At 37.0% G+C, this 15,588-nt stretch carries 16 protein-coding genes and 1 other RNA gene; 7 read left to right on the top strand and 10 right to left on the bottom strand.

From position 1 onward, the window contains the following. Position 1: 1 nt before the first annotated feature. Positions 2 to 2,704 carry a valine--tRNA ligase gene (locus tag IC610_RS09445; RefSeq protein ID WP_191736630.1) on the bottom strand — a complete coding sequence of 901 codons (2,703 nt, stop codon included), beginning with the start codon at positions 2,702 to 2,704 and terminating at the stop codon, positions 2 to 4. A gap of 126 nt (positions 2,705 to 2,830) precedes the next feature. Here IC610_RS09445 and IC610_RS09440 point away from each other — a divergent pair, with 126 nt between their 5' ends. Then, positions 2,831 to 3,367 (top strand): DUF1573 domain-containing protein, encoded by a 537-nt coding sequence (locus IC610_RS09440; protein ID WP_191736629.1) that lies wholly within the window; start codon positions 2,831 to 2,833, stop codon positions 3,365 to 3,367. A 79-nt stretch (positions 3,368 to 3,446) separates the two neighbouring features. Next, positions 3,447 to 4,316 (top strand): PPK2 family polyphosphate kinase, encoded by an 870-nt coding sequence (locus tag IC610_RS09435; protein ID WP_056077019.1) that lies wholly within the window; start codon positions 3,447 to 3,449, stop codon positions 4,314 to 4,316. A 162-nt stretch (positions 4,317 to 4,478) separates the two neighbouring features. Here IC610_RS09435 and rnpB read toward each other — a convergent pair. Then, an RNA gene (rnpB, locus tag IC610_RS09430) (RNase P RNA component class A) lies at positions 4,479 to 4,806 on the bottom strand. Positions 4,807 to 5,167: 361 nt separating this feature from the next. On the opposite strand from rnpB, the gene IC610_RS09425 reads away from it, so the two are divergent. Together IC610_RS09425 and IC610_RS09420 are read left to right on the top strand one after the other, a co-directional pair. Further along, positions 5,168 to 5,659, top strand: coding sequence for an RNA polymerase sigma factor (locus IC610_RS09425; RefSeq protein ID WP_056077017.1), 492 nt, complete (start codon positions 5,168 to 5,170; stop codon positions 5,657 to 5,659). Next, positions 5,652 to 6,326: a hypothetical protein gene (locus IC610_RS09420; protein ID WP_056077013.1), complete on the top strand. Its 675-nt coding sequence runs from the start codon at positions 5,652 to 5,654 to the stop codon at positions 6,324 to 6,326. The genes IC610_RS09425 and IC610_RS09420 overlap by 8 nt, the downstream gene beginning before the upstream one ends. A gap of 63 nt (positions 6,327 to 6,389) precedes the next feature. Here IC610_RS09420 and rpoN read toward each other — a convergent pair whose 3' ends face one another. Next, positions 6,390 to 7,853, bottom strand: a complete 1,464-nt coding sequence (rpoN, locus tag IC610_RS09415) for an RNA polymerase factor sigma-54 (protein WP_056077011.1) — start codon at positions 7,851 to 7,853, stop codon at positions 6,390 to 6,392. A gap of 236 nt (positions 7,854 to 8,089) precedes the next feature. On the opposite strand from rpoN, the gene IC610_RS09410 reads away from it, so the two are divergent. Beyond that, a complete protein-coding gene (locus tag IC610_RS09410) occupies positions 8,090 to 8,440 on the top strand; it encodes a hypothetical protein (protein WP_191736628.1) in 351 nt (116 codons plus the stop codon). 54 nt (positions 8,441 to 8,494) lie between these two features. Here IC610_RS09410 and asnS read toward each other — a convergent pair whose 3' ends face one another. From asnS to IC610_RS09390, 4 genes are all read right to left on the bottom strand, one after another. Next, positions 8,495 to 9,943, bottom strand: a complete 1,449-nt coding sequence (gene asnS, locus IC610_RS09405) for an asparagine--tRNA ligase (protein ID WP_191736627.1) — start codon at positions 9,941 to 9,943, stop codon at positions 8,495 to 8,497. A 122-nt stretch (positions 9,944 to 10,065) separates the two neighbouring features. Next, positions 10,066 to 10,665 carry a CDP-alcohol phosphatidyltransferase family protein gene (locus tag IC610_RS09400; protein WP_191736626.1) on the bottom strand — a complete coding sequence of 200 codons (600 nt, stop codon included), beginning with the start codon at positions 10,663 to 10,665 and terminating at the stop codon, positions 10,066 to 10,068. Between the two features lie 16 nt (positions 10,666 to 10,681). Next, entirely contained in the window at positions 10,682 to 11,149 is a 468-nt protein-coding gene (locus tag IC610_RS09395; protein ID WP_191736625.1) for a hypothetical protein, read from the bottom strand. Further along, positions 11,146 to 11,700, bottom strand: a complete 555-nt coding sequence (locus tag IC610_RS09390) for a hypothetical protein (protein ID WP_191736624.1) — start codon at positions 11,698 to 11,700, stop codon at positions 11,146 to 11,148. The genes IC610_RS09395 and IC610_RS09390 overlap by 4 nt, the downstream gene beginning before the upstream one ends. Before the next feature lie 105 nt (positions 11,701 to 11,805). On the opposite strand from IC610_RS09390, the gene IC610_RS09385 reads away from it, so the two are divergent. Then, positions 11,806 to 12,738, top strand: coding sequence for a helix-turn-helix domain-containing protein (locus IC610_RS09385; RefSeq protein ID WP_191736623.1), 933 nt, complete (start codon positions 11,806 to 11,808; stop codon positions 12,736 to 12,738). 81 nt (positions 12,739 to 12,819) lie between these two features. Beyond that, a complete protein-coding gene (locus IC610_RS09380; RefSeq protein WP_191736622.1) occupies positions 12,820 to 13,221 on the top strand; it encodes a GlcG/HbpS family heme-binding protein in 402 nt (133 codons plus the stop codon). Positions 13,222 to 13,285: 64 nt separating this feature from the next. On the opposite strand, the gene rimM is transcribed toward IC610_RS09380, so the two are convergent. From rimM to IC610_RS09365, 3 genes are all read right to left on the bottom strand, one after another. Next, positions 13,286 to 13,828: a ribosome maturation factor RimM gene (gene rimM / locus IC610_RS09375; protein WP_191736621.1), complete on the bottom strand. Its 543-nt coding sequence runs from the start codon at positions 13,826 to 13,828 to the stop codon at positions 13,286 to 13,288. A gap of 106 nt (positions 13,829 to 13,934) precedes the next feature. Next, positions 13,935 to 14,498: a 30S ribosomal protein S16 gene (locus tag IC610_RS09370; RefSeq protein WP_056076991.1), complete on the bottom strand. Its 564-nt coding sequence runs from the start codon at positions 14,496 to 14,498 to the stop codon at positions 13,935 to 13,937. Between the two features lie 374 nt (positions 14,499 to 14,872). Continuing rightward, positions 14,873 to 15,385 carry a nitroreductase family protein gene (locus IC610_RS09365; protein WP_191736828.1) on the bottom strand — a complete coding sequence of 171 codons (513 nt, stop codon included), beginning with the start codon at positions 15,383 to 15,385 and terminating at the stop codon, positions 14,873 to 14,875. Positions 15,386 to 15,588 lie beyond the last annotated feature (203 nt).

The raw sequence follows: 15,588 nt of genomic DNA, 5'->3' as shown, positions 1-15,588 counted from the left end.
TTTATAAACTCTTCAGTTTCTCTTCCAGAATTGCAATTTTATCCTGTGCATCTTTCTGTTTTTTGCGCTCCACTTCTACAACTTCCGGTTTTGCGTTGGCAACAAATTTTTCGTTGGAAAGCTTTTTATCTACAGAAATCAGGAAGCCTTTTAAATATTTCAGTTCTTCTTCGGTTTTCTCTTTTTCTTCTCCTAAATCTAAGTTTTCACTTAAAGGAATTGAAATTTCTGTAGAACCGACAAGGAATGTGAAGCTTGGCTTATCTGTTTTTGTTGCGAAATGAATTTCTGAAATATTCGCCAGTTTTTTAATGACAGATTCATTGGCAAATTCTGCGGCATTCGTGTAAACTTCCACATTCTCTTTCGGAGAAATTCCTTTGGTCTGACGGTAGTTTCTTACTCCTGAAATCACTTCAGATGCTGTTTCAAAATTCCTAATGACTGTTTCGTCAAATGTTTCTGATTTCTTCTGCTGAGCAATCATCAGAGCATCTTCCGTCTTTCTTTCTGCAATCGTCTGCCACAATTCTTCTGTAAGGAAAGGCATAAACGGATGAAGCAGCTTCATCAGTTCTTCGAATAACTCAATGGTTTTCGTGTAGACTTCTTTTGAAATTCCTTCCCCGAAATTTGGTTTTACAGCTTCAAGATACCAGCCACAGAAGTCATCTTTGATTAATTTCTGAATTAAATTTAAAGCATCCGAAATCCTGAATTTATCAAACTGATCATTGATTTCTGCGATAGATTTATTGAGTTGATTTTCAAACCATTCGATAGTCTGAATCTCTGTGGAATTTGCAGGTTTTTCTTCATGCTTCCACATGTTGATCAAACGGAAAGCGTTCCAGATTTTAGTCCCGAAATTTCTTCCAAGATCACATAACGGAGAAGTGTAAACTGCATCTTTACCCTCTTCCATTCTCTGTTTGATCTGCTTTTCAGTCAGAACATTTCCTTCTTCATCAATCTGTTCTGAATCAAATTTTAAATCATTTCCGGCTGCAGAGCTCATCATAATTCCTACTCTTACTGCATCAGCTCCGTAACGCTCGATCAAATCCAACGGATCCGGTGAATTCCCGAGAGATTTAGACATTTTTCTGCCCAGTCTGTCTCTCACAATACCTGTAAAATAAACATTTTTGAAAGGAATTTCTTTCCTGTATTCCAACCCTGCCATAATCATCCTGGCAACCCAGAAGAAGATGATATCCGGACCAGTTACCAAATCTGCAGTTGGATAATAATAATTGATGTCTTTATTGTCAGGATTATTCAGTCCGTCAAAAACCGACATTGGCCACAACCATGAAGAGAACCATGTATCGAGGGCGTCTCCGTCCTGACGGAGATTTGAAATTTGAAGGTTTGAAATTTGAGATTTTTCCTTCGCAATTTCCAGCGCTTCTTCAATATTTTCAGCAACTACAAAATCATTTTCACCTTCACCATAATAATACGCAGGAATCTGCTGTCCCCACCAGAGCTGGCGGGAAATATTCCAGTCGCGGATGTTTTCCATCCAGTGTTTGTAGGTATTTTTGAATTTTTCAGGATAGAATTTTACTTCATCATCCATCACAACATCCAAAGCAGGTTTTCCGATTTCAGACATTTTTAAAAACCACTGAACAGAAACTTTAGGCTCGATTACAGCGCCTGTTCTTTCAGAAGTTCCTACTTTATTGGCGTAATCTTCCGCTTTCAGCAGCAGATTGTTTTCTTCAAGTTCTTTTGCGATCTGTTTCCTTACATCAAATCTGTTTTTTCCTGCGTAATGCAGTCCGTGCTCATTCAGATTGGCGTCGTCATCCAGAGAATCAATCATTGGGAGATTGTGTTTCTTTCCGATTTCGTAGTCATTAAGATCATGAGCCGGAGTAATTTTAAGTGCTCCAGTCCCGAATTCAATATCAACATATTCGTCTTCGATAATTGGAATAGCTCTGTTAACGATGGGAACAATAACGTTTTTACCTTTCAGATGAGCATATCTTTCGTCATTTGGATTGATACAAACTGCGGTGTCTCCAAAAATAGTCTCCGGACGTGTAGTTGCTACCGAAAGAAATTCTTCAGTTCCTTCAATTTTATATTTAAGAAAATATAATTTTCCGTTCTGTTCTTTAAAAATTACTTCTTCATCAGAGATATTGGTTTTTGCTTCCGGATCCCAGTTTACCATACGGTAACCTCTGTAAATCAAACCTTTATTATACAAATCAACAAAAGCCTTAATCACCTGACTCGAAAGTTTCGGTTCCATGGTGAAACTCGTTCTGTCCCAGTCGCACGAGCAACCCAGTTTTTTCAGCTGTTCAAGTATAGTTCCGCCGTATTTGTCAGTCCATTCCCATGCGTGTTTCAAAAATTCTTCACGGGTAAGGTCAGATTTATTGATTCCTTCAGACTTCAGTTTGGCAACAACTTTCGCTTCTGTAGCAATAGAAGCGTGATCTGTTCCCGGAACCCAGCAGGCATTGAAGCCCTGCATTCTTGCACGGCGAACCAGAATATCCTGAATGGTGTTATTCAACATGTGACCCATGTGTAGAATCCCCGTGACGTTCGGCGGTGGAATTACAATTGTGTAAGGCGGCTTTTCGTTGGGTTCTGAGTGGAAATATTTGTTTTCCAGCCAGTATTTGTACCATTTCTGTTCTGTTTCCTGAGGATTATATTTTTCTGAAATCTGCATAAATTCTAATTTCTATATCTTACAATCTGCAAAAATAGTTTAAAGTAAAAAAATGTAAGCACTAATTAAAATAATTTTTAACTTTGTTCCTCAAAATTATCTAACATACATATTAACTTTAAGTATATGAAAAACTTACTAGCTGGAATTGCTTTATTGGGAACAGTTGCTTTTGCATCTGCGCAGACCATCACATTTGACAATACAACTTTTGAATACGGAACAATCAAACCCGGATCAGACGGCACAAGATTTTTTACTGTTACAAACACCGGAGACAAGCCTTTGGTACTTTCAAACGTAAAGCCATCTTGCGGATGTACAACCCCTGAGTGGAGCCAGGATCCTATTTTACCAGGAAAATCTTCAAAAATTAAGGTAGGATACAACACTGCTTTGGCAGGACCTTTCACTAAAATGATTGAAGTATTTTCTAATGACCCGGTTAACAGCAGAAGTATTATCTACATCAAAGGAAATGTAGATGCTAACGCTGTAGAAGCAGCACCTGAACCAGCGCCTGAGCCAATAGTTTTAACACCAGAAGAATTAAAAGCTAAAGAAAAAGCTGATAAAAAAGCAGCTAAAATTGCAGCAAAAGAAGCTAAGAAAGCAGAAAAGGCAGCCAGAAAAGCGGCAAATGAAGCTAAAGCGGCAAACTAATTTTAGAAATAAAATATTATATAAACCATCTCTCACCGGAGATGGTTTTTTTTTGCTATTTTAGATAAAATATTAAAAAATGAACAGCGATTTTTCAGAAGAATTTAAAGTAAACGGTAAATTTTCAATTAAAAAAACAGAAACTTCATACAAGGGAAAACTTACAAAAGAGGAAGGTTTAGAAATGATCATGAAGGAAAAAGAAAAACTTCGTGACCTGCAGGAAAAACTGTATGCTGACGGAAGTCAATCTTTGCTGGTTGTACTTCAGGCAATGGATGCAGCAGGAAAGGATTCGTTAATTGAGCATGTTTTTGGAGGTGTAAATCCGCAGGGATGCAATGTGATGAGTTTCAAAACACCAAGCTCAAAAGAATATGCACATGACTTCCTGTGGAGACATTATTTAGCCGTTCCGCAGAAAGGAATGATCGGAATTTTCAACCGTTCACACTATGAAAGCGTTTTGGTCTGTAAGGTGCATCCTGAGTATAATTTAAGTGAAAAAACCTGGAAAGACGTAAAAGATTTCGACGGTAAATTCTGGAAAAACCGTTACGAAAGCATCAGCAATTTTGAAAAACATCTTGCTAATAACGGAACAACCATCATCAAAATTTTTCTAAATGTTTCCAAAGACGAGCAAAAGGAAAGACTCCTGGACCGCATCAACGAACAGGAAAAAAACTGGAAATTCTCGTCTGCAGACCTTCCGGAAAGAGCGTTGTTTGACAAATACATGGATTGCTACGAAACCGCCATCAATGAAACATCAAAAGACTATGCACCCTGGTACGTAATTCCTGCGGATAACAAATGGTTTGCGAGGTTGGCAGCGATTCAGATTATTATTGAAACTCTTGAGAAAATGGATTTACAATTCCCACAACTTTCGAAAGAAGACAAAAAAGGTTTGGATGAAGCTAAAAAACAGCTGGAAAGTGAGTAAGGATGAGCTAGGGCAAAAGTAAAAAGAGACAGGTGATAACATCGCTAACTCAGAAATGTTGTTTATAACACTATAAATTTCTAAAAAATTTCAAAAAAGTCAGGTAAAAACCCAAGAAGTAAACGAGATTTGCGGTGTTTAGACATCCCACACCCAACAAAAACCACGAGAAAACCTGTAAGCCGGATTCTGTATCCCAAAAAATCAGGACGCCTGTTATTTATCTGCGTTGTACATTGCTGCACAACTTGAGCTGATTACCCCTCGGTTTTCAGGACGGGCCGCCCCTATTTTCATTTCTGAAAAGAACCGATATACTTACCATTGCACCGCAAAGAGTTTACCTGGTTTCACTACAGCCGAACTGTACCTGCTTTCTGTTGCACTTGTCCTATCCTCGCGGATGACGGATGTTATCCGCTTTGCTGCCCTGTGGTGTCCGGACTTTCCTACCCTCAAAAAAATGAGAATCAACAGGCCGGTTTTCTCGTGGGTGCAAAGATAGCTAATTTGAAAATTTAGTAATGAGATAATTTGTAAAATTTATTATACGTGGAAATTCACACATTATTTACAGATTTTCAGTTCACACGTCATTTAGTGTTAGACTGGCAGTCTAAAGGTTATGGGTTAGATCCCGTATTCTCCACAACATATAATTTTCTCCAACCTTGCAATCTTATGCAGATTTTTTTAATCGCATTAATGATAGAAATGATTATCGAATGTTCCCTCGATAATGAATCGATACTTTTTTTCCTTTAAAAAATAAGCAGCAGCAGCATTTTCAAATTAGTAAAATTTTCAAACTTTCAAATTATATCATATCTTCGTGCAGTTGAAAAACTAAATTGGTGACCAAAGAAAAAGAATTTGCGCAGCTGATCAAAAATAATCAGGGATTGATTATCAAAGTGTCGCGTCTTTACACCAATTCCCTTGAGGATGAAGAAGATCTCTTCCAGGAAATTGTTCTTCAACTCTGGAAAAGCTATGATTCCTTTAAAGGAAATTCTAAAATTTCTACCTGGATGTACCGTGTGGCTCTAAATACTGCCATTACGTTATTCAGAAAAAAAAGCAAATCTTTACAGACCAATGAGCTCGACATCAACCTCAGAGATTATGAGGATGATAATGACGACAAGCAGCAACAGATTTCACTACTTTATCAGGTGATCAAAACGCTGCCCAATGTGGAAAGAGCGATTGTGATGATGTATCTCGACGATCTTCCGTACAGAGATATTGCAGAAAACCTTGGTATCACTGAAGTGAATGCCCGTGTAAAAATGAACAGACTGAAAAAAATTCTTAAAGAAAAGATGGAAAAATATGCCTGATTTTGATTTAGACAGCTTTAAAACGACCTGGCAAAAGCAACCCGTTGAAGATAAATATAACGACAGTGAGATCCTGAAGATGCTCAACAAAAAATCGCGCAACTACATGAAATATATTTTCTGGATCAGCGCAGCAGAGTTTTTCTTCTTTACTTTATTCGGATTTTATTACATTATTCAGGATCAGGAATCGAGTTCTTTTATGTCTTCCCTTCAGAAATTGGGTGTGGAAAAAAATGCCGAGCTCAAAAGTAATCTTGAAAATATTTATCTGGTTATTAAAACGATTACCCTTTTGGTCACAGGTTATTTTGTGATTAAATTTTATCAGAATTACCGTAAAATAAGAATCGAGGAAGATCTTAAGGCTTTTATAACTAGAATTATTAATTTTAAAAAGACCGTTAATGCCTTTATTTTAATTAATATTATTCTTTTCATCACATTTACAAGTGTTTTTACCTGTTTTGTTTTTTATGTGATCAATCACCAGAACGTTCATCTGGAATCTTCCGAAAAAACAGGCTTCATTGCAGGAATTATCATTAGTACTGTTCTCTGCGTAATTCTGATCTGGCTTTACTACCGATTGGTTTACGGCATCATTATGGGAAGATTGGATAAAAGTTTAAAACAGTTAAAAGATATTGATTCTCAGGAAAATTAATTTTTTAAGGATAATTTTCAGCATAAAAAAAAAGCATTTCGTTCTGAAATGCTTTTTCGTTTTTTATAATTCTTTTCTCAGTCTCGCTACCGGAATATTGAGCTGTTCACGGTATTTAGCGATAGTTCTTCTGGCAATATTGTAACCCTGTTCTTTCAGCATTACCACCAAAGCATCGTCTGTAAGAGGCTTCCGTTTGTTTTCTTTGCTGATGACTTCCTGAAGATGATTTTTGATTTCTTTTGTTGAAACTTCCTCGCCATCATCATTTGTTAACGAATCTGAGAATAAATCTTTAAGATAGAGAATTCCGTTAGGTGTATCGGCGTATTTACTTTTTACAACTCTTGAAATGGTTGAAATATCGAAACCGGTGATATCAGCAATATCTTTTAAGATCATTGGTCTTAGAGACTTCTCATCTCCCGTTAGGAAATAAGCTTTCTGAAACTTTACAATTGCATTAATCGTCTGTAATAAAGTATTCTGGCGCTGGTTAATCGCGTCGATATACCATTTTGCAGCATCCAGTTTTTGTTTGATAAATAAAGCTGCCTGCTTATGTTCCGAAGATTTTTTATCGTGAGAATACGTAGAAAGAATATCCTTATACTCTTCGCTTACCCTCAAAGTTGGTGCATTTTTGCTGTTCAGCATTGGAATTACCATTCCGTCCTTCACTTGAATCACAAAATCCGGAATAATTTCCTGATTGATGGTAATGGTCTGAGTATCAAAATTCCCTCCTACTTTCGGTGACAATTTTGCAATTTCCTCCAAAGCTTTTTTCAGATCCGATTCTTCAATATCGTATTTCTGAATGATCTTATTGTAATGTTTGTTGGTAAGCGCATCAAACTGATTTCGGAGAATATTCGCTGCCAGAGAAACGGCTTTGTCTGAGCTTACTTTCTTTTCAATCTGTAAAAGAAGACATTCCTGAAGGCTTCTGGCACCTACTCCCGGCGGATCCAGCTTCTGAACGTAATTTTCAAGCACGTCTTCTACCTTTTCCTTTGTAGTGTAAACGCCCTGAGAAAATGCGAGATCGTCAACAATTGCTTTTATTTCTCTTCTGAGATAACCGTCGGTATCTAAATTTCCAATAATGTATTCTGCTATTTTAAGATCGTCTTCAGCAATATTGCTCAAATGCACCTGCTCATTAAGATAATCATACAGAGACTGCCCTTCTGTAAGCAGACTTTCGTTGTCAAAATCTTCATCGTCTGCAGAATAGTTGCTTGAGGCAGTTTTATATCCCGGCTCATCATCGTATAAGTACTGATCAACATCAAAATCGGTTTCTATGCTCTCGCTGCCTTCACTTTCGTACGTTTCATCAGGAGCCGAATATTCATCTTCTGTATTATCTTCCTTGGCAATTTCGAGAGCAGGATTTTCTTCAAGCTCACGCTCCAGTTCTTCTTCAAATTCCAGAGTGTGGAGCTGAATCAACTTCATCAACTGAATTTGTTGTGGAGCCAGTTTCTGACCAAGTCTAAGTTGTAAATGTTGTTTTAGCATATTATTATCTGGTGTATGTAAATGTTATTCTACGAATTTATAAAAAAAATTCGACAAAAAATAATTTTAGCACGATTTTTGATGTAAAGACAGCATAATAAACTATTAGGAACTTTAAAAGCTTTAACGATACGTCGTTAGGGCTTTTTTCTGTAAAAAATTCATTGTATTTTTGAGTTTAAGTCGGTAAAATAAATTTTGCGGAAATAATTTATTTATATTTAATAAAAAATATTATGTTACTATTGGGCATTTTTTATCTCATACCTTTTATTATAATCTTTGTAGTTTTCGGAAATCTCTGCGACCGGTATCAGGAAAAAAGAGGACTTCCTATCTTTATTGCGTTGCTGCTTTTTTTCGGTCTGAAATTTTTGGCAACTTTCTTAATTTCATATCTCACAATGAATTTCAGCGATTCATTTGATCCAAGAGAAATCATTATAGAAAACATTTTCATCATCCATATTGCGTCATTTTTTGCGGGGTTTTCATCAGCATTTATTTACTACAGATATCTGAAAATTAAATTTCAACATACTCATCAGTTTAAAAATTCTGAAATTGAAAATTTGGGAGAAAATTAAAAACCGCCGAAAATCAATGATCTTCAGCGGTTCTAAATATAATTTTATTTGAATTTAAAACTCTGCATTCTTCGGAGTTCTCGGGAAAGGAATTACGTCTCTGATGTTGGTCATTCCTGTCACGAAAAGCACCAGCCTTTCCAGTCCAAGACCGAAACCTGCGTGCGGAACAGACCCGAATCTTCTGGTATCCAAGTACCACCAAAGTTCGTGCTCGTCTACGTGCATATCTGCCATTTTGGTTTTTAGAACGTCTAATCTCGCTTCTCTTTCAGAACCACCAATAATTTCGCCGATTCCAGGGAAAAGTACATCCATTGCAGCTACGGTTTTGTTGTCATCATTCAGTTTCATGTAAAATGCCTTGATTTCTTTCGGATAATCAAACAATACTACCGGACATTCAAAATGTTTTTCTACCAAGAATCTTTCGTGCTCAGACTGCAGATCTGCACCCCACTCTTCGATTGGGAATGCAAATTTTCCTTTTTTATTTTCTTTTGAGTTTAATAAAATCTCAATCGCTTCGGTGTAAGAAACTCTTTTGAAACGTTTTGCGATTACATTTTCCAGCTTTTCGATAAGACCTTCTTTAGCTCTTTCTTTTTCAGGTTTTGTTTTTTGCTCTTCTTCAAAACGCTTGTCTAAGAATTCAAGATCGTCTTTGCAGTTATCTAAAACATACTGAATCACATATTTCAGGAAATCTTCTGCCAGGTCAATGTTGTCTTCGAGATTATTGAAAGCAACTTCCGGCTCAATCATCCAGAATTCTGCTAAGTGACGGGTTGTATTTGAATTTTCTGCACGGAAAGTCGGTCCGAACGTATAAATTCTTCCCAATCCCATTGCTGCAGTTTCGCCTTCAAGTTGTCCAGAAACCGTTAAGTTGGTTTTCTTCCCAAAGAAATCCTGTGCAAAATCGATATCACCCTGCTCGTCTCTCGGAATGTTATTTAAATCAAAGTTGGTTACGCCGAACATTTCGCCAGCTCCCTCTGCATCAGCTCCGGTAACGATCGGCGTATTGATGTAGAAAAACTGGTTTTTATTGAAAAATGAGTGAATTGCAAAACTCACGGCGTGACGAACTCTGAAAACCGCCCCAAAGAGATTAGTTCTGAATCTCAAATGAGCCTGCTCTCTCAACACTTCAAGTGAATGTTTCTTCGGCTGCAGGATTGTTTTATCTCTCTCCTCAGTAAAGTTATCTCCAAGAATAATAATCTTTTTAGCAATGATTTCCACGGTCTGTCCGGCTCCCTGGCTTTCAACCACCTCTCCCACAACTTTTAGTGAAGAAGCAGTGCTGATTTTATTAATGATCTCTTCGTCAAAATTTTCGAAATCAACAACAATTTGCAAATTATTAATCGTAGAACCATCATTAAGTGCAATGAAGCGGTTTGAACGGAAGGCTCTTACCCAACCGTAAACTGTAATGTCATGATGTAATACTTTTTTGTAGTCTTGTAGGACTTCTTTAATCGTTTGCTTTTTCATTTGTTGATGATAAAATTTTTGTCTGAAAATTTAATGTTTGCAAAGTTACAAAAAAACAGCGCAAATTAAAGTTTACGCCGTTTATTTAAAAAGAATATCAATTATTTAAATTTAAATCAGATTCAGTTTAAAAATACTGATTTTTTGCGTTGTTTTCCCTTACGGATTCTCCAGGCATGGAATGAACTCGGAATATCGTACTGCCATTTTGGAAGGATAAAAATAATCAGAATAACATCCAGATGAGAAATAAAACCGAGAATTACCGTCAGATCAAATGCCCAACCTGCCTTCTGAAAACCGATGAGATAAGTGAAAGCCAGCAGTAAACTCAGTCCCCACAATTTTGAGAGCCAGGCGTGCGTGCAGGTTTCCTTTCCAAATTTGATCCAGCTGACGATATAGCAAAGTGTTTCCATAATCAGAATAAGCAAAACACTTTTCCATTCAGATTTAATTAAATCAGAATTTAGATAATACGCTGCAAAACCTATGGAAAGCCAGAATACTAAATCTACCTGACTGTCGAGCCGTCTTAATTTTTCTGATGAAACACCAACTTTTCTGGCAATGATTCCGTCGAAAATGTCTGTCAGTAATCCTATAAACATCAAAGCTAAAATTACAAATTGGGATTTTTCTCCGTTAAAATAAGCCAAACTAAAAATAATTGGAGAGAATAGAAACCGTGTGGCGATTAGTAAATAAGGTATTGTTTTCATAATAAAATTTTAAAAATTAAAGCACGAGATTGATTCCGATTGAAAATCTAAAACCTGCGCTAGCAAAATGTTTATATGTGTTGTATTCGAAATTGTAACCGAATTCAGCTGAAAAAAGATGGATGAAATTAATGCCGACTTTTGGAGACACTGCATTTGGAGTAATCCCTGCACCCAGGTACAAGTTTGTGATTGAATCGTCCGAAAACGAACCTATTTTCCGGAAATAGTCCAGTTCGGGAATTACTATGAATTTCTTTCCGGGAACATCCCACCAATTAAAATGCCCCCGCAAACTCACATAATTATTCTCATTAATCGGGATTTTAGGACCAAACGATAAAAAAGCTTTGTTATCAATTGAGGTAGCCTCCAGTCTTGTGCACATAATTATTCCTATGATCTTCCAGTCTTTTTCATTTCCCAACTGGGATTTGAGTGATATTGAAAAGAAAACAGCAATGCATACTATCAGACTTTTCATGGTTTCTGCTTTTCAAAAGTTAAAGTATAATGAAGTGTTTTCCAATCGCTCATTACAACCGCAAAACCGTTGCAAAAGAAATATTTACTTTCCACAATCAAATTGTTACTCTCATCAATTCTTAATCTGGATTTTTGAATATTCCAACCTCCCAAAACCAGAGGAATTCCGTCAATCATTAATCTTTTTTCTTTTAAATGCAAGTATCCGTCGTTTTTCAACTTTACCCTCAGATTTTTATTGAATAATATTTTTTCATCCTGAAAAATCATAACATTAAGTCTTTTATTATTTATCATTTGCAGTTTAACTTTTGTGTGTTCTCCTACATATTTCTCTTTCCAACTGAACATATTAGTATTCCGGTCAAAAACATCAGTGAGCGCTTGTACGTAAAAACCATTTCCTGAAGAAGGCAGATTTCGATACGTTCCATCAATGTTATCAACAACATTTTTTCCGATAACAGATTCCGCAGGATGAATATTTTTAAAACCTGCACAGCTCACTGACAGGAGCGATAAGCTTAAATAAAAAATTAGATTTTTCATGACTGTTCTTTTAAAATTATAATTCAAAGCTACCCACAGAACAATCTCACCCGAATGCGAAAAAAAATTAAAATAAATCTCTACATTTGTGAAAATCGCAAAAATATGCATCAGGAAGTTTTGCTGACACAGATCAGAAAGAAAATCGGGGACAAATCTCTGAATGATGAAATTGCCAATATCCTCAACATCAGCTACGATGCGGCGCATAGAAGAACTTCGCTCAAAGCAAAATTCAGTTTTGAAGAAGCTTTGGAACTGGCAAAATACTATCAGATTTCACTTAATGAATTTCTCAATTCAGAAAATCAACTAGTGGTGCAAAAAACGACTCCTGTCATTTCAACAGATGATTTACAGTCATTTTTCCAAAATAATCTGAATGTTTTTGACAGGCTTCCGCTTTCAGATGAGATGAAAATTTACTATTCGGCGAAAGATATTCCGTTTTTCTACACGCTTTCAGATACTTTACTTTCAAGATTTAAAATTTATGTATGGATGAATCTTTTGAATGCAAAACAGTTTTTCGTTCCCTTCTTAGAATTTTCGCCACCCAACTTTAATTTAAATACAAAAGAACTTCGCAGAAAATACGAAGAGCAAAACGTCATTGAGATTTGGAATGACACGACGATTTCCAGCATCCTTCAGCAAATTTCTTTTTACTTCGACACGAGACTTTTACTTAAAAATGAAGCCGGAATTATCCTGAATGAAGTAAAGGAAGTCATTGAATACATTGAAAAGAAAACCGATACCAACCCAAAATATCAGATTTACGAAAATGAACTGATGCAGCTTTCCAACGATATTTTTTTCTGCCATCCTAAAAACTCACTTCTCGCAATGCCTTTAAATACTTTCGGATATATTCTGATTAATGACATAAAAACCTGCAGTGAAACGTACAATTATTTTGAGCATCAGATCAAAAACTCAAAATCCCTGAGCACTTCCGGAAACCGTGACCGTAAAATATTCTTTAATAAAATGTATCAGCAGATTGATGATTTGGTTGAAAAACTAAAAATCTGAAATTTAATATAGTAATTGATAATATTCTCATTAATCGGCACGATTTTGTGTAGATTTACAAAACTATCAAATCCAAATTATATGAACATTACATTAGAACAGGCTCAAAAAGCCATTGAAGCCGCCCTTGAAAAATCGAAAGAATTAGGAGTAAAAATGAATATCGCCGTCGTAGACAGCGGTGTAAATCTTGTAGCATTCGCAAAAATGGATGATGCGTGGCTAGGCTCCATCGATATTGCGCAAAAGAAAGCCAAAACCGCAAGATATTTTAATATGAACAGCGGTGAAATCGGAAAATTATCTCAACCCGGACAGCCTCTGTACAACATCGAACATTCGAATAACGGATTGATCAGTTTTCCCGGCGGAGTTTTAATCAAAGACGCATCAGGAAAAATCATCGGAGCCATCGGTGTAAGCGGAAGCACAGTGGATGATGATCACGAGGTTGCAACTGCAGGAGCAGAAGCTGTTTCTTAGAAAATAAAATTAGAAAAGTTGGCACCAAGGCCAACTTTTTCTGTATAAATTTTTATGAGATAAACTACTCATCCTTTTTCGAAGGCACCAAAAACACATCAATCAATCCCTCAGGAAGCTGCATTTTGATCGTTCTTTCCTCACGGTCAACCTCAAGAATCCAGTCTTTGATTAATGGAATCACCACTTCTTTACCCTCAAGATTGGTCACAAAATAATTTTGCGCCGTCTGATCATTCACAGAACGGATGATACCACAGCTTTTATCATGCTCATCAAAAATTTCGTAGCCGATAATTTCGTGGTAGTAAAACTGTTTTCCGGTAAGCTTCGGCAAAGTCGTCAGAGGAAGATAAACATTCTTTCCTAAAGACTGATCCACTAAGGCTTCAGAAGAATTTTTAAAAGCAATATTCAGTGCATCAAGCTTACTGAATGAAGTTTTTTCCACAAAAAAAGGAACCAGCAAACCGTTGATTTCCACAAAAATAGAATCCAGTTTTTTGTAAAGTTCAGGCTGGTCTGTATCTAATTTAAGAATTACATTTCCGGCAAGACCGTGTCTGCGTGTGATCTTTCCTAGTAAGTAACAATCTTCTTTTTTCATAGTGCAAATATAAGAAACCTTCAAAGTTTTAAAAAACCATGACGGTTTAAATTTAAAAAAAAAGACACGAAAAAATCGTGCCTTTAGTTTGTATCTTTTAAAAGACTTAAGCCTGAGTTTCTTCAGTTCCTTCTGCCTCAGCAGTTGGTTCTTCAGTAGCTTCAGTAACTTCTTCTGCAGGAGCGTTTGCAGCCTCTTCAGCAGCTTTGGCATCAGCCTCAGCCTGTGCAGCAGCAGCTACTCTTGCATCGTTTACTTTTTGCTCAGCTTCCAAAGCAGCTTTCTTAGCATCAGCTTTAGCTGTAGATAAACCTTCTACTTTCCCCTGTACTTTAGCATCTTTTTCAGACAACCAAGCATTGAATCTCTTCTCAGCTTCAGCCTCGTCAAAAGCTCCTTTAGCAACACCACCTTGTAAGTGTTTTTTGTAAAGTGCACCTTTGTAAGAAAGGATTGCTCTTGCCGTATCAGTTGGCTGAGCACCGTTGTTTAACCACTTTACAGCAGAATCAACGTTCAAATCAATGGTAGCAGGGTTAGTAATTGGGTTGTAAGTTCCGATCTTTTCGATGAATCTACCATCTCTTCTTGATCTTGAATCTGCAACTACGATGTGAAAGAAAGGTTTCCCTTTAGATCCGTGTCTTTGTAATCTGATTTTTACTGACATAATGTTTGAATTTTATGGGAACTCGTCCCGATTAAATATTTAAGTGTGCAAAGATAGGAAAAAAGTTCAATATTCAGGATTTAATATTCAAAATAATAAAACATATATAATCTCAAATTTCAGATCGTCCATTTCAAATCATCAGGAGCCGGGAACCTGCTGTCCGCTGTATCTTTTGTATGGCGGTCTCCTCTCCGTTCCGTCCGCCACACAAAAGGATGTCGCTGCCATCAGGGCTATGACACTACCCCGCTTAAATTCAAAAGTATTTACTTCTACACAAAATTTCCCAATCTGTTAAATTGGTAAACCGCTAAATTTCCGCCCTTATTTATTGCTACACTGTTACATTGTTACATTGCTACACTGTTAAATTAATCCAAATTGCCCATATAAAAAAGCCCTAAACATTTCTGGTTTTCCTCAATGGTCAAAGACTCTTTCAAATGATCAACAATTTTCGGTGAACTCCAGTAGCAGCCTACTCCATTCGCCGTGCAGGTAAGATACATATTCTGTACAGCCATAGAAACCGCAGCGATTTCTTCCCATTCAGGAACCATTCCGCTGAAATTGACAACGATGGAAACCACAGCGTCTGCTTTATTGATTTTAAAACCTATATCCTGATATTTTTTTTCGAGAAAAGTCTGCGGAGCCTGCGTGGACTTATAAATTTCCTGCATTTCCAAAGCCAGCTTTGCTTTTTCTTCACTCTGAAAAATTTTAAAACGCCACGGTTTTGTGCGCTTGTGATTGGGAGCAAACGTCCCCGAATTTAGAATTTCTTCAATAATTTCCTGTGAGATTTCTGTTTCAGCATAATCTTTAGGAAAAATGCTTTTTCTCTGCTCTATGATTTCTTTTAAAACTTCTGCTTTATTCATGAAGACAAATTTACGGAAAAAGCGGGAAGATAGAAGCGGGTGACGAATGTTTTCGTGATGCGGGATGCAGGATGCGGGATGCGGGATGCGGGATGCGGGATGCGGGATGCGGGATGCGGGATGCGGGATGCGGGATGCGGGATGCGGGATGCGGGATGCGGGATGCGGGATGCGGGATGCGGGATGCGGGATGCGGGATGCGG

Origin of the sequence: Chryseobacterium caseinilyticum (assembly GCF_014837145.1) — a bacterium.
Classification (GTDB): domain Bacteria; phylum Bacteroidota; class Bacteroidia; order Flavobacteriales; family Weeksellaceae; genus Chryseobacterium; species Chryseobacterium caseinilyticum.
Note: the sequence above shows the minus strand (reverse complement) of the source record. Positions and strands in the feature narration are given on the sequence as shown.